This window comes from Pseudomonas sp. GM24, from assembly GCF_000282235.1.
Classification (GTDB): domain Bacteria; phylum Pseudomonadota; class Gammaproteobacteria; order Pseudomonadales; family Pseudomonadaceae; genus Aquipseudomonas.
The window spans coordinates 1-13,315 of the sequence record NZ_AKJR01000265.1; the positions used below are offsets into that span (position 1 = coordinate 1).

Consider the following 13,315-nt stretch of genomic DNA (forward strand, 5'->3'; position numbering starts at 1 on the left):
CGGCAGCTCCTACAGGGGATCGCAATTCTCTGTAGGAGCTGCCGAAGGCTGCGATCTTTTGATCTTCCAAATTGCAGAAACAACAAAGGCCACCCGAAGGTGGCCTTTGTCAGCAGAGTTGCAAGCTAAGCGCGAGGCTTACTTGACAGCCCAACCAGTCAGCTCGGCCAGGGCCTTGCCGATGTCTGCCAGCGAACGCACGGTTTTCACGCCTGCGTCTTGCAGCGCAGCGAATTTCTCGTCTGCAGTGCCTTTGCCGCCAGAGATGATTGCGCCAGCATGGCCCATGCGCTTGCCCGGAGGAGCAGTCACACCAGCGATGTAGGAAACAACCGGCTTGGTCACGTGTGCCTTGATGTAGGCAGCCGCTTCTTCTTCAGCCGAACCGCCGATCTCACCGATCATGACGATCGCTTCGGTCTTCGGGTCTTCCTGGAACAGCTTCAGGATGTCGATGAAGTTCGAACCCGGGATCGGGTCACCACCGATGCCGACGCAAGTCGACTGACCGAAACCGGCGTCAGTAGTCTGCTTCACAGCTTCGTAGGTCAGGGTGCCGGAACGGGAAACGATACCGACCTTGCCTGGCAAGTGAATGTGACCTGGCATGATGCCGATCTTGCATTCGCCTGGAGTGATCACGCCTGGGCAGTTAGGGCCGATCAGGACTACGCCCAGCTCGTCGCACTTAACTTTAGCGTCCAGCATGTCCAGGGTAGGAATGCCTTCGGTGATGCAGACGATCAGCTTGATGCCGCCGAATGCCGCTTCCAGGATCGAATCTTTGCAGAAAGGAGCCGGAACGTAGATCACGCTGGCGGTAGCGCCAGTGGCCGCTACTGCGTCTTTAACGGTGTTGAACACTGGCAGACCCAGGTGCTCGGTGCCGCCTTTGCCAGGAGTAACGCCACCAACCATTTTGGTGCCGTATTCGATGGCTTGCTGGGTGTGGAAACTACCTTGCGAACCGGTAATACCCTGGCAGATAACTTTGGTGTCTTTATTGATCAGGACGCTCATTATTTGCCCTCCGCAGCTTTGACAACTTGTTGAGCAGCGTCGGTCAGGCTGGTAGCAGCGATGATGTTCAAACCGCTTTCTGCCAGTACTTTAGCGCCCAGCTCAGCGTTGTTGCCTTCAAGGCGAACAACAACCGGGATTTTCACGCCGACTTCTTTCACAGCGCCGATGATGCCTTCGGCAATCATGTCGCAGCGAACGATGCCGCCGAAGATGTTGACCAGTACTGCAGCGACGTTGGTGTCGGACAGGATGATCTTGAACGCTTCAGTTACGCGTTCTTTGGTAGCGCCACCACCTACGTCGAGGAAGTTGGCTGGCTTGCCGCCATGCAGATTGACGATGTCCATGGTACCCATGGCCAGGCCAGCACCGTTGACCATGCAGCCGATGTTGCCTTCCAGTGCTACGTAGTTCAGTTCGAACTTGGCAGCGTGCGCTTCGCGCGGATCGTCTTGCGACGGATCGTGGAAAGTCTTCAGCTTAGGCTGACGGTACATTGCGTTGGCGTCGATGTTGATCTTGGCGTCCAGGCAGTGCAGATCGCCGTCAGCCTTGATCACCAGCGGGTTCACTTCCAGCAGAGCCAGGTCGTGATCCTTGAACAGCTTGGCCAGACCTACGAAGATCTTGGCGAACTGAGCAACCTGCTTGCCTTCCAGACCCAGCTGGAATGCCAGCTCGCGACCCTGGAATGGCTGAGCGCCAACCAGTGGATCGATAGTGGCCTTGAGAATTTTTTCTGGAGTGTCGTGAGCGATTTTCTCGATGTCCACGCCACCTTCGGTGGAAGCCATGAACACGATGCGACGGCTCGAACGGTCAACGACAGCGCCCAGGTACAGCTCTTTAGCGATATCAGTGCACGATTCAACCAGGATCTTGGTGACTGGCTGGCCATTGGCGTCAGTCTGGTAAGTCACCAGACGCTTGCCCAGCCACTGCTGTGCGAAGGCTTTGGCGTCTTCTTTGCTGCGAACCAGCTTGACGCCGCCCGCTTTACCGCGACCACCGGCGTGGACCTGGGCTTTGACAACCCACTCACTGCCGCCGATTTTGTCGCAAGCTTCTGCTGCTGCTTCCGGGGTGTCTACTGCGTAACCAGTGGAAACTGGCAGGCCGTATTCAGCGAACAGCTGCTTACCCTGATACTCGTGAAGATTCATGCTTTTTACCGTCTTCGTTAGGTACTGCGCATTCGGCGCTGCGCTCGTTTGAGTGCCGCGCCACCTGTGACTGCTGCTTGCGTAGCCTTTCCGGATAACCGGTGCAGCTACGCAAGACTGCGTCCAGCGGACATTCCGCGGTGAGACTTGCTCGCAAGGCTCACGACGGGCCGTTACCGCCGTGGTTTCTTATTGTCTGTTAACGCTTTTTGCGGTTGGCAATGTGGATGGCGCCGCCATTCACAGCCAGAGCAGCTTCGTGCAAGGCTTCAGACAGGGTCGGATGGGAGAAAACCATCATGCCCAGGTCTTCAGCGCTGGTGCCGAATTCCATACCGATCGCGCCCTGCTGAACCAGTTCTGCAGCGCTCGGGCCAATCACGTGCACGCCCAATACGCGGTCAGTCTTGGCATCAGCGATGACCTTGACGAAACCACCGGTATCGTTGGCGGCCATGGCACGGCCGGAAGCGGCGAACGGGAAGGTGCCGACGTTAACTTCAACGCCTTCAGCTTTCAAGGCCTGCTCGGTTTTGCCAACCCACGCGATTTCCGGGTGAGTATAAATAACCGAAGGGATCAGGTCATAGTTCATCTGGGCTTTGTGGCCCTTGATGCGCTCGACAACCATGATGCCTTCTTCGGATGCCTTGTGCGCCAGCATCATGCCGCGAACCACGTCACCGATGGCGAAAACGCCCGGTACGGTGGTCGCGCAGTGATCGTCAACGTGCACGAAACCGCGCTCGTCGAGGGTCACGCCGCTGTCGGCAGCCAGCAGATCAGTGGTCACCGGACGGCGACCAACGGCTACGATCAACTTATCGAACGTGATGGTCTGCTCGCCGTTGGCATCGGTGTAGTTCACAACGACTTCGTCGCCATTCACTTTCGAGCCGGTTACGCGAGCGCCCAGTTTGATGTCCAGACCTTGTTTGGTCAGGGTTTTCAGCGCTTCCTTGGAAACAGCGGTGTCCGCTGCCATCAGGAAGGTGTCCAGAGCTTCGAGGACAACCACTTCCGAACCCAGACGCGACCACACCGAACCCAGTTCCAGACCGATCACGCCAGCGCCGATCACGCCCAGACGCTTAGGTACGGATTGGAATTCCAGAGCGCCAGTCGAATCGACGATGACTTTCTGATCAACCGGAGCCGGTGGAATGTCGATCGGACGCGAACCTGGAGCCAGGATGACGTTTTCAGCTTCGATGACTTCAACCGAGCCGTCTGGCTTGGTGACTTCGACCTTCTTGCCAGCCAGCAGTTTGCCGTGGCCCTGGATCGAAGTAACGCCGTTGGCCTTGAACAGGGTGGCAACGCCGCCGGTCAGGTTCTTGACGATGCCAGCCTTGCGGCCAACCATCGCAGCGACGTCCATTTTGACTTCGCCAGTCGAGATACCGTGAACGTTGAAGCTTTCTTTCGCTTCCTTGTATTTCCAGGAACTGTCGAGCAGCGCCTTGGAAGGAATGCAGCCCACGTTCAGGCAGGTGCCGCCCAGGGCTTGCTTGCCTTCTGCGTCGGTGTACTTCTCGATGCAGGCAGTGGTCAGACCCAGCTGCGCGGCCTTGATGGCAGCCACGTAGCCACCAGGGCCAGCACCGATCACTACTACGTCAAATTTCTGCGACATTCAAAAAATCCTCTTTAGCGAAAAGCTTCAAGCCGCGCGCCCCAAGCCAAGCTGCCCTTTCCTGCAGCTTGAAACTTGAAGCCCGCGACTGCTTCTATCAGATATCCAGCAACAGACGAGCCGGATCTTCCAGCAGGTTCTTGATGGTCACCAGGAAGGTCACAGCTTCTTTGCCATCGATCAGACGGTGATCGTAGGACAGTGCCAGGTACATCATCGGACGGATAACGACCTGACCGTTGATGGCCATAGGACGCTGGATGATGTTGTGCATGCCCAGAATCGCTGCCTGCGGCGGGTTGACGATCGGGGTCGACATCATCGAACCGAAGGTACCACCGTTGGTGATGGTGAAGGTACCACCGGTCATCTCGTCCATCGACAATTTGCCGTCACGGGCTTTCTTGCCGAAAGTGGCGATGCCGCCTTCGATTTCAGCCAGGCTCATCAGCTCGGCGTTACGCAGAACCGGAACAACCAGGCCACGGTCGCTGGAAACGGCAACGCCGATGTCCGCGTAGCCGTGGTAAACGATGTCGCCGCCGTCGATCGACGCGTTGACAGCCGGGAAGCGTTTCAGCGCTTCGGTAGCAGCCTTGACGAAGAACGACATGAAGCCCAGGCGTACGCCGTTGTGGGACTTCTCGAACAGATCCTTGTACTTCGAACGCAGGGCCATGACTTCAGTCATGTCGACTTCGTTGAAAGTGGTCAGCATCGCCATGTTCGACTGTGCTTCAACCAGACGCTTGGCCACGGTGGCACGAACGCGGGTCATCGGTACGCGCTTCTCGATGCGGTCGCCAGCGGCGAACACAGGAGCGGCAGCCGAAGGAGCAGCAGCCTTGGCAGGCGCGGCAGCCGGAGCGGCTTTCTTGGCAGCAACAGCAGCCACCACGTCTTCCTTGGTCACACGACCACCTTTGCCGGTGCCGGCAACGGAAGCGATGTTGATGCCGTTTTCTTCAGCCAGCTTGCGCGCAGCAGGAGCAGCAACAGGATCGTCTTCGCCTTCGCCAGCAGCTGGAGCGGCGGCAGCAGCAGCCGGAGCAGCAGCGGCGGCTGGAGCAGCGGCAGCGCTGCCCTCTTCGATCGAGCCCAGTACCTGGTTGGAAAGAACGGTATCGCCTTCGTTGGCAACGATTGCGCCCAGCACGCCGTCAGCTTCAGCCAGGACTTCGAGTACGACTTTGTCGGTTTCGATGTCGACGATCAGGTCGTCACGCTTGACGGCCTCACCTGGTTTCTTGTGCCAAGTGGCAACGGTGCCATCGGCAACCGATTCCGGGAATGACGGGGCTTTGATTTCGATAGCCATTATCTGTGGGTCCTTAAAATTCGGTTTCAGTCAGCGCGAAGGCGTTAAACAGTGAAAGCATCTTGCAGCAGTTTTTCCTGCTGCTCGGCGTGCATCGATGCGTAACCACAAGCAGGTGCAGCAGAAGCCTCACGGCCCGCGTACTCAAGTACGAGAGACTTGTCGAGGTTACCGATGCTACGGCGCAAGTGATGCTGGCTGCAGTACCAGGCGCCCTGGTTCATCGGCTCTTCCTGACACCAAACGGCATTTTTGACGTTGGTGTACGGAGCCAGGACTTCTTTCAAGTCGTCCTCAGGGAATGGATACAGCTGCTCGATCCGCACGATGGCGATATCTTCACGGCCTTCGGCACGGCGTTTTTCCAGCAGGTCGTAGTAGACCTTGCCGCTACACAGAACAACACGCTCGACCTTTTTCGGGTCCAGAGTATCGATTTCCGGGATCACGGTCTGGAACGAACCTTCGGCCAGATCTTCCAGGGTCGAGATGGCCAGTTTGTGGCGCAGCAGCGACTTCGGCGTCAGCACGATCAACGGCTTGCGCAGCGGGCGAATCACCTGACGACGCAGCAAGTGGTAGATCTGCGCTGGCGTGGTCGGTACGGCGACCTGAATATTGTGCTCGGCGCACAGTTGCAGGTAACGCTCAAGACGTGCCGAGCTGTGCTCAGGGCCCTGACCTTCGTAACCGTGTGGCAGCAACATGGTCAGACCGCAGAGACGGCCCCACTTGTGCTCGCCGCTGGTGATGAACTGGTCGATAACAACCTGTGCACCGTTGGCGAAGTCGCCGAACTGGGCTTCCCAGATCACCAGCGCATCCGGCGTGGTGGTCGAGTAACCGTATTCGAAGGCCAGTACCGCTTCTTCCGACAGGAACGAGTCGTACAGGTCAAAGCGTGGCTGACCGTCGTACAGGTGCTGCAGCGGAATGTAGGTGCCCGCGTCTTTCTGGTTGTGCAGAACAGCGTGACGGTGCGAGAACGTACCGCGGCCGATGTCCTGACCGGTCATGCGGATCGGGTGACCTTCGAACGCCAGGGTCGCGTACGCCATGGTTTCGGCGTAACCCCAGTTGATCGGCAGGCCGCCGGCTTGCATCTTCTGACGGTCTTCGTAGATCTTCGAGACCTGACGCTGAACCACGAAGCCTTCCGGAATTTCCAGCAGCTTGGCGGACAGTTCTTGCAGGGTCTTCAGATCAAAACGCGTATCGTGACGCGCAGTCCAGGCGTGGCCCAGATACGGACGCCAGTCCACGAACAGTTCTTTGTTCGGCTCTTTGACCAGCGATTTCACGACGTGCAGACCGTTGTCCAGCGCGTTGCGGTATTCGTCGACTTTCGCCTGAACACGCTCTGCGTCCAGTACACCGCCCTGGGTCAGACGATCAGCGTACAGCTCACGGGTGGTGCGCTGCTTGGTGATCTGCTGATACATCAGAGGCTGAGTACCGCTTGGCTCGTCGGCCTCGTTGTGGCCGCGACGACGGTAGCAGACCAGGTCGATCACCACGTCACGCTTGAACTGCATGCGGTAGTCGATGGCCAGTTGGGTCACGAACAACACGGCTTCCGGATCATCACCATTCACATGGAGGATCGGCGCCTGGATCATCTTGGCAACGTCGGTGGCGTACTCGGTGGAACGCGAGTCCAACGGGTTGCTGATGGTGAAACCGACCTGGTTGTTGATCACGATGTGCACGGTACCGCCGGTCTTGAAACCGCGGGTCTGCGACATCTGGAAGGTTTCCATGACCACGCCCTGACCTGCGAATGCAGCGTCACCGTGGATGGAGATCGGCAGAACCTTCTCACCGGTCGGGTCGTTACGACGATCCTGACGGGCGCGAACCGAACCTTCTACCACCGGGGAAACGATTTCCAGGTGGGACGGGTTGAACGCCATGGCCAGGTGAACTTCACCGCCGGCGGTCATCACGTTGGACGAGAAGCCCTGGTGGTATTTAACGTCACCGGAACCCAGCTCGACCTTCTTCTTGCCTTCGAACTCGTCGAACAGCTCGCGCGGGTTCTTGCCGAAGGTGTTGACCAGCACGTTCAGACGGCCACGGTGGGCCATGCCGATGACGACTTCCTTGGTGCCGTAGGAACCGGAACGCTGGATCAGTTCGTCGAGCATCGGAATCAGGCTTTCGCCGCCTTCCAGACCGAAACGCTTGGTGCCCGGGTATTTGGTGCCCAGGTATTTTTCCAGGCCTTCACCGGCAGTCACGCGCTCAAGCAGGTGGCTCTTGATGTCGGCGGAGTACGTCGGACGACCACGCACGCTTTCCAGACGCTGCTGGAACCACTGGCGCTGCTCGGAATCGGTGATGTGCGTAAATTCAGCGCCGATGGTGCGGCAATATGTCTGCTGCAACGCTTCGTGAATTTCGCGTAGGCTCGCTTCCTCTTTGCCGATGAACAGGTCGCCGGCACGGAAGGTCGTATCAAGATCGGCATTGGTCAAGCCGTAATGATTGATCGACAGGTCTGCAGGTGCAGGACGCTGCCACAGTCCCAGCGGGTCAAGCTGGGCTGCCTGGTGGCCACGCATACGGTAGGCCTGGATCAATCGCAGCACTTCAACCTGCTTCTTCTCGTGCTCACTGCTCACGCTGCCGGCGGAAACCGGTTGGGCGCGGCGCTGGTTCTTTGCCAGCAGCACGAAATGATCGCGAATTGTGGAGTGCGAAACATCAGTGGCAGAGTTGCCGTCGGCAGGCAACTTCTGAAAGTAGGTGCGCCACTCTTCTGGCACAGCGTTAGGGTCGTGCAGGTAGAGCTCATAAAGCTCTTCCACATAGGCAGCGTTTCCACCTGAAAGGTAGGCGCTGTTCCACATGCGCTGCATCACGCTTTCTTGCATGCTTGGTCACCCTCGGTTAGGGGAACACCATCGATGTCGACACCGAGCAAACTTGCAGAAGTCCGAATGCAGCGACTAAAACAAGCCACTTAGGATCACACTGATAGTCCGGGTACCAGCCCGGATGCCCCTGCTTGTCTCATTTCTTCAAAATAAGAGCGGCAGCTTGTGGCTACTGCTCTGGTTATAGCCATGACGCGGGTTGAAGCCCGCGCCACAGCCTCTACGGTGCAGCGGTTACAGCAGCTGAATCACACGCCGCTCGAAAGCAGCATGTTACGGATGTGACCGATGGCCTTAGTCGGGTTCAGGCCTTTCGGACATACGTTGACGCAGTTCATGATGCCCCGGCAGCGGAAGACGCTGAACGGGTCATCGAGCGAAGCCAGACGCTCGTTGGTCTTGGTGTCACGGCTGTCTGCCAGGAAGCGATAAGCTTGCAGCAGCGCAGCTGGACCCAGGAACTTGTCCGGGTTCCACCAGAAGGACGGGCACGAAGTCGAGCAGCAAGCGCACAGGATGCACTCGTACAGACCGTCGAGCTTTTCGCGCTCTTCTGGCGACTGCAGACGCTCGATGGCCGGAGCCGGCGTGTCGTTCTGCAGGTAAGGCTTCACCTTCTCGTATTGCTTGTAGAAGATGCTCATATCGACGACCAGGTCACGGATAACCGGCAAACCTGGCAGCGGACGAACAATCAACTTGTTACCTTTTACAACGGCGGACAGCGGCGTGATGCACGCCAGACCGTTCTTGCCGTTGATGTTCATGCCGTCGGAGCCGCAGACGCCTTCACGGCAAGAGCGACGATAGGAGAAACCCTCGTCCTGCTCTTTGATCAGGGCCAGCACGTCCAGCACCATCAGGTCTTTACCACCGGTATCGACCTGGAATTCCTGCATGAACGGCGCAGCGTCCTGATCAGGGTTGTAGCGATAAACACTGACTTTCAACATGGCGGTCACCCTTAATAAGTCCGGACTTTAGGTTCAAAAGTCGGAACAGTCTTCGGCGAGAAGTTCACGGCACGCTTGGTGACGCGCTTGTCACCCGGGAAGTACAGGGTGTGGCACAGCCAGTTTTCGTCGTCACGATCTTCGAAGTCCTCACGGGCGTGAGCACCGCGCGACTCTTTACGGACTTCGGCAGCGATGGCGGTAGCTTCAGCCACTTCCAGCAGGTTTTGCAGTTCCAGCGCTTCGATACGGGCAGTGTTGAACGCCTGCGACTTATCGTTGATCTTCACGTTGGCGATGCGGGTACGCAGGTCAGCGAGCTGAGCGATACCTTTCTGCATGTATTCGCCGGTACGGAATACGCCGAAGTAGTTCTGCATGCAGCTTTGCAGTTCGCGACGCAGGGTTGCCACATCTTCGCCATCAGTACGGCTGTTCAGCGCGTTCAGACGCGACAGGGCAGCTTCGATGTCGGCTTCGGTAGCGTCGTCGTATTCGATGCCATCAGTCAGTGCTTTTTCCAGATGCAGGCCGGCAGCGCGGCCGAATACCACCAGGTCGAGCAGCGAGTTGCCGCCCAGACGGTTGGCACCGTGCACCGATACGCAAGCCACTTCACCTACTGCGAACAGACCAGGGATGATCTGATCCACGCCTTCGGCGTTCTGGGTGATCGCCTGGCCGTGGATGTTGGTGGCAACGCCGCCCATCATATAGTGGCAAGTCGGAACAACCGGAACCGGCGCAACAACAGGGTCAACGTGAGCGAACGTCTTCGACAGTTCGCAGATGCCTGGCAGACGGCTGTGCAGCACTTCCTCGCCCAAGTGGTCGAGTTTGAGCATTACGTGGTCGCCATTCGGACCGCAACCGTTGCCGGCGATGATTTCTTTAACCATCGAACGAGCAACCACGTCACGACCGGCAAGGTCTTTGGCGTTCGGAGCATAACGCTCCATGAAACGCTCGCCGTGCTTGTTGATCAGGTAACCACCTTCACCACGGCAACCTTCTGTAACCAGTACACCGGCGCCGGCGATGCCGGTCGGGTGGAACTGCCACATTTCAATGTCTTGTACCGGCACGCCAGCACGCAGAGCCATGCCGACGCCGTCACCGGTGTTGATCAGGGCGTTGGTGGTGGAAGCGTAGATACGACCTGCACCGCCGGTAGCCAGTACGGTGGCCTTGGCGCGGATGTAGGTGGTTTCGCCGGTTTCGATGCAGATCGCGATCACACCGACGAATTCGCCTTCCTGGTTTTTCACCAGATCAACAGCGTAGTACTCGTTCAGGAACGTAGTACCGGCTTTCAGGTTGCCCTGATAAAGGGTGTGCAGCAGTGCGTGACCGGTACGGTCGGACGCCGCGCAAGTACGTGCAGCCTGACCGCCCTTGCCGTAGTCCTTGGACTGACCACCGAACGGACGCTGGTAGATACGGCCTTGCTCGGTACGCGAGAACGGCAGACCCATGTGGTCCAGCTCGAAAACCGCGGCTGGGCCTTCCTGACACATGTACTCGATAGCGTCCTGGTCACCGATGTAGTCGGAGCCCTTGACGGTATCGTACATGTGCCAGCGCCAGTCATCGTTCGGGTCAGCGGACGCAATTGCGCACGTGATGCCGCCCTGGGCGGACACAGTGTGCGAACGGGTCGGGAAAACCTTGGTGATCACGGCAGTCTTGTGACCGCCCTGCGCCAGTTGCAGCGCAGCGCGCATGCCGGCACCGCCACCACCAATAATGATGGCGTCGAAAGAAATCGTTGGAATGTTAGCCATGAATCAGATACCCCAGAGAATCTGCACACCCCAGACGAAGTAAGCGAACATCGCGATGCCGCAAACTGCCTGGAAAAGGAAACGTACTGCAGTCGCGGACTTGCCCAGCGCCATTGGCGTCAGGTAGTCGGTCGCGATGGTCCACATGCCGACCCAGGCGTGAGCGCCAAGGGCAACGAGGGCCAACAGACTGAAGATACGCATCCCGTTGTGAGCGAACAGGCCGTGCCACTGGTCGTAGCCAATGCCCGGATTCGCTGCAAGGTATCCGATCAGGAAAATGAAATAAGCCGCGAGAACAACCGCAGACACACGTTGCGCCATCCAGTCATAGAGGCCCGAACGCGAAAGGTTCGTAACGCTGGTTACCATATCCAAACTCCTGCCAGAACGATCAGCACCACGGAAATGGCGATGATGATTTTCGAGCCCAGGCGGCCGCCTTCCAGCGTCTCACCGATGCCCATGTCCATGATCAAGTGGCGCACACCGGCTACCAGGTGATACAGCAGAGCGGACAGGAGGCCCCATGCTACGAACTTGGCCAGCGGGCTGGTCAAGCATGCCTTCACTTCGGCAAAACCTTCCTCGGAACCCAGAGACTTGCCCAATGCATAAAGCATGAAGCCGATACCCAGGAAGAGGATGATGCCGGAAACACGGTGAAGAAACGACGTAACGCCGGTGATGGGGAGTTTGATGGTCCTTAGGTCTAGGTTTACAGGTCGTTGGCTTTTCACGGCTTTTTTTTCACACTGAAGAGCCCCTAACAATCAGGGCAAAGTTGTTGGGGAGTGCACTGGTCAGGTAACCACCACCCAGGGATGCGACCCCCAACAAAGCTGGCCCAAAAGCCCTTGGCGGTCGGTGGCCGAGTATAGACAGTTAGGTTACTAATGACAACGCAATCACCTACCCCAAATAGCTGATTGCACAAGTCGTATAAAAGGCGTAAATGGCAGTCAATTTCGAGGAAAAAGTGCGCTTAAAGCCTTCTGGAGCAAGACTTTAGGCAAATTGACATTCGAATTTATCTCACTATAGTGGTGCGGGCCCTGCGTGGGGGGTCTGTCTGATGGTTCAAGCATAAATAGGAGGCCACATGGCTGACAAAAAAGCGCAGTTGATCATCGAGGGCGCAGCCCCCGTCGAGCTGCCCATTTTAACCGGCACCGTTGGTCCCGATGTAATTGATGTTCGGGGCCTGACGGCCACGGGCCGCTTCACGTTCGACCCTGGTTTCATGTCGACCGCCTCGTGCGAATCGAAGATCACCTATATCGACGGCGACAACGGCATTCTGTTGCACCGCGGCTACCCGATCGAACAACTGGCTGAAAAATCGGACTACCTGGAAACCTGCTACCTGCTGCTCAACGGCGAACTGCCGACCGCAGAACAGAAGGCCCAGTTCGTCAGCACCGTGAAAAACCACACCATGGTTCACGAGCAGCTGAAAACCTTCTTCAACGGCTTCCGTCGCGACGCCCACCCGATGGCCGTCATGTGCGGTGTAGTCGGCGCCCTCTCGGCCTTCTACCACGACTCCCTGGACATCAATAACCCGCAGCATCGCGAAATCTCCGCGATCCGTCTGGTTGCCAAGATGCCGACCCTGGCAGCGATGGTTTACAAGTACTCCATGGGCCAACCCATGATGTACCCGCGCAACGATCTGACGTACGCGGAAAACTTCCTGCACATGATGTTCAACACCCCGTGCGAGATCAAACCGATCAGCCCGGTGCTCGCCAAGGCCATGGACCGGATCTTCATCCTCCACGCCGACCACGAGCAGAACGCTTCGACCTCTACCGTGCGCCTGGCCGGCTCTTCGGGTGCCAACCCGTTCGCCTGTATCGCCGCCGGTATCGCTGCACTGTGGGGCCCTGCCCACGGCGGTGCAAACGAAGCCGTGTTGACCATGCTTGACGAGATTGGCGATGTTTCGAACATCGACAAGTTCATCGCCAAGGCCAAGGACAAGAACGATCCGTTCAAACTGATGGGCTTCGGTCACCGCGTTTACAAGAACCGCGACCCTCGCGCGACTGTCATGAAGCAGACCTGCGACGAAGTGCTGAAGGAACTGGGCATCAACAACGATCCGCAACTCGAACTGGCCATGCGCCTGGAAGAGATCGCGCTGACCGACCCGTACTTCATCGAACGCTCGCTGTACCCGAACGTCGACTTCTACTCGGGGATCATCCTCAAGGCGATCGGCATTCCGACCAGCATGTTCACGGTGATTTTCGCGCTGGCACGTACGGTTGGCTGGATCTCCCACTGGAAAGAGATGCTCTCCAGCCCGTACAAGATTGGCCGTCCGCGCCAGTTGTACACTGGTTACGAGTCGCGTGACATTTCCAAGCTGGAAGACCGCAAATAAGACTTGTCTTGCGATGACGTCTTAAAGTTGTACCGGGAACGGCCTCTATTTATATAGGGGCCGTTTTTGTTTGTCTGGAGTTTGGGATTTTGGGTTTTGGGTTTTGGGTTTTGGGTTTTGGGTTTTGGGATTGGGGGCATATCCGTTTCTTCGGGTGCTGCCGCTGG

Annotated in this window: 10 protein-coding genes; 1 reads left to right on the forward strand and 9 read right to left on the reverse strand. The window is 57.7% G+C overall.

Going from position 1 to position 13,315, the window contains the following annotated elements:
• Positions 1 to 138: 138 nt before the first annotated feature.
• The 9 genes from sucD to sdhC all read right to left on the reverse strand — a co-directional run bounded on the left by sucD (position 139) and on the right by sdhC (position 11,496).
• A complete protein-coding gene (sucD, locus tag PMI23_RS25925) occupies positions 139 to 1,020 on the reverse strand; it encodes a succinate--CoA ligase subunit alpha (protein ID WP_007919877.1) in 882 nt (293 codons plus the stop codon).
• Positions 1,020 to 2,186: an ADP-forming succinate--CoA ligase subunit beta gene (sucC, locus tag PMI23_RS25930; protein ID WP_007919879.1), complete on the reverse strand. Its 1,167-nt coding sequence runs from the start codon at positions 2,184 to 2,186 to the stop codon at positions 1,020 to 1,022. The genes sucD and sucC overlap by 1 nt, the downstream gene beginning before the upstream one ends.
• Positions 2,187 to 2,385: 199 nt before the next feature.
• The gene (lpdA, locus tag PMI23_RS25935; RefSeq protein ID WP_007919881.1) at positions 2,386 to 3,822 is read right to left on the reverse strand and encodes a dihydrolipoyl dehydrogenase; all 1,437 of its coding nucleotides are present in this window, start codon (positions 3,820 to 3,822) and stop codon (positions 2,386 to 2,388) included.
• A 97-nt stretch (positions 3,823 to 3,919) separates the two neighbouring features.
• Positions 3,920 to 5,140, reverse strand: coding sequence for a 2-oxoglutarate dehydrogenase complex dihydrolipoyllysine-residue succinyltransferase (odhB, locus tag PMI23_RS25940; protein WP_007919883.1), 1,221 nt, complete (start codon positions 5,138 to 5,140; stop codon positions 3,920 to 3,922).
• A 44-nt stretch (positions 5,141 to 5,184) separates the two neighbouring features.
• The gene (locus PMI23_RS25945) at positions 5,185 to 8,016 is read right to left on the reverse strand and encodes a 2-oxoglutarate dehydrogenase E1 component (RefSeq protein WP_007919886.1); all 2,832 of its coding nucleotides are present in this window, start codon (positions 8,014 to 8,016) and stop codon (positions 5,185 to 5,187) included.
• A 251-nt stretch (positions 8,017 to 8,267) separates the two neighbouring features.
• Complete coding sequence (locus tag PMI23_RS25950) at positions 8,268 to 8,972, reverse strand: succinate dehydrogenase iron-sulfur subunit (protein WP_007919888.1); 705 nt, start codon at positions 8,970 to 8,972, stop codon at positions 8,268 to 8,270.
• A gap of 11 nt (positions 8,973 to 8,983) precedes the next feature.
• Entirely contained in the window at positions 8,984 to 10,756 is a 1,773-nt protein-coding gene (gene sdhA / locus PMI23_RS25955; protein ID WP_007919889.1) for a succinate dehydrogenase flavoprotein subunit, read from the reverse strand.
• 3 nt (positions 10,757 to 10,759) lie between these two features.
• Complete coding sequence (gene sdhD / locus PMI23_RS25960; protein ID WP_007919900.1) at positions 10,760 to 11,128, reverse strand: succinate dehydrogenase, hydrophobic membrane anchor protein; 369 nt, start codon at positions 11,126 to 11,128, stop codon at positions 10,760 to 10,762.
• Entirely contained in the window at positions 11,122 to 11,496 is a 375-nt protein-coding gene (gene sdhC / locus PMI23_RS25965) for a succinate dehydrogenase, cytochrome b556 subunit (protein WP_038363944.1), read from the reverse strand. The genes sdhD and sdhC overlap by 7 nt, the downstream gene beginning before the upstream one ends.
• Positions 11,497 to 11,858: 362 nt before the next feature.
• Here sdhC and gltA point away from each other — a divergent pair, with 362 nt between their 5' ends.
• A complete protein-coding gene (gene gltA, locus PMI23_RS25970; RefSeq protein WP_007919904.1) occupies positions 11,859 to 13,148 on the forward strand; it encodes a citrate synthase in 1,290 nt (429 codons plus the stop codon).
• The last annotated feature ends 167 nt before the right edge of the window (positions 13,149 to 13,315 follow it).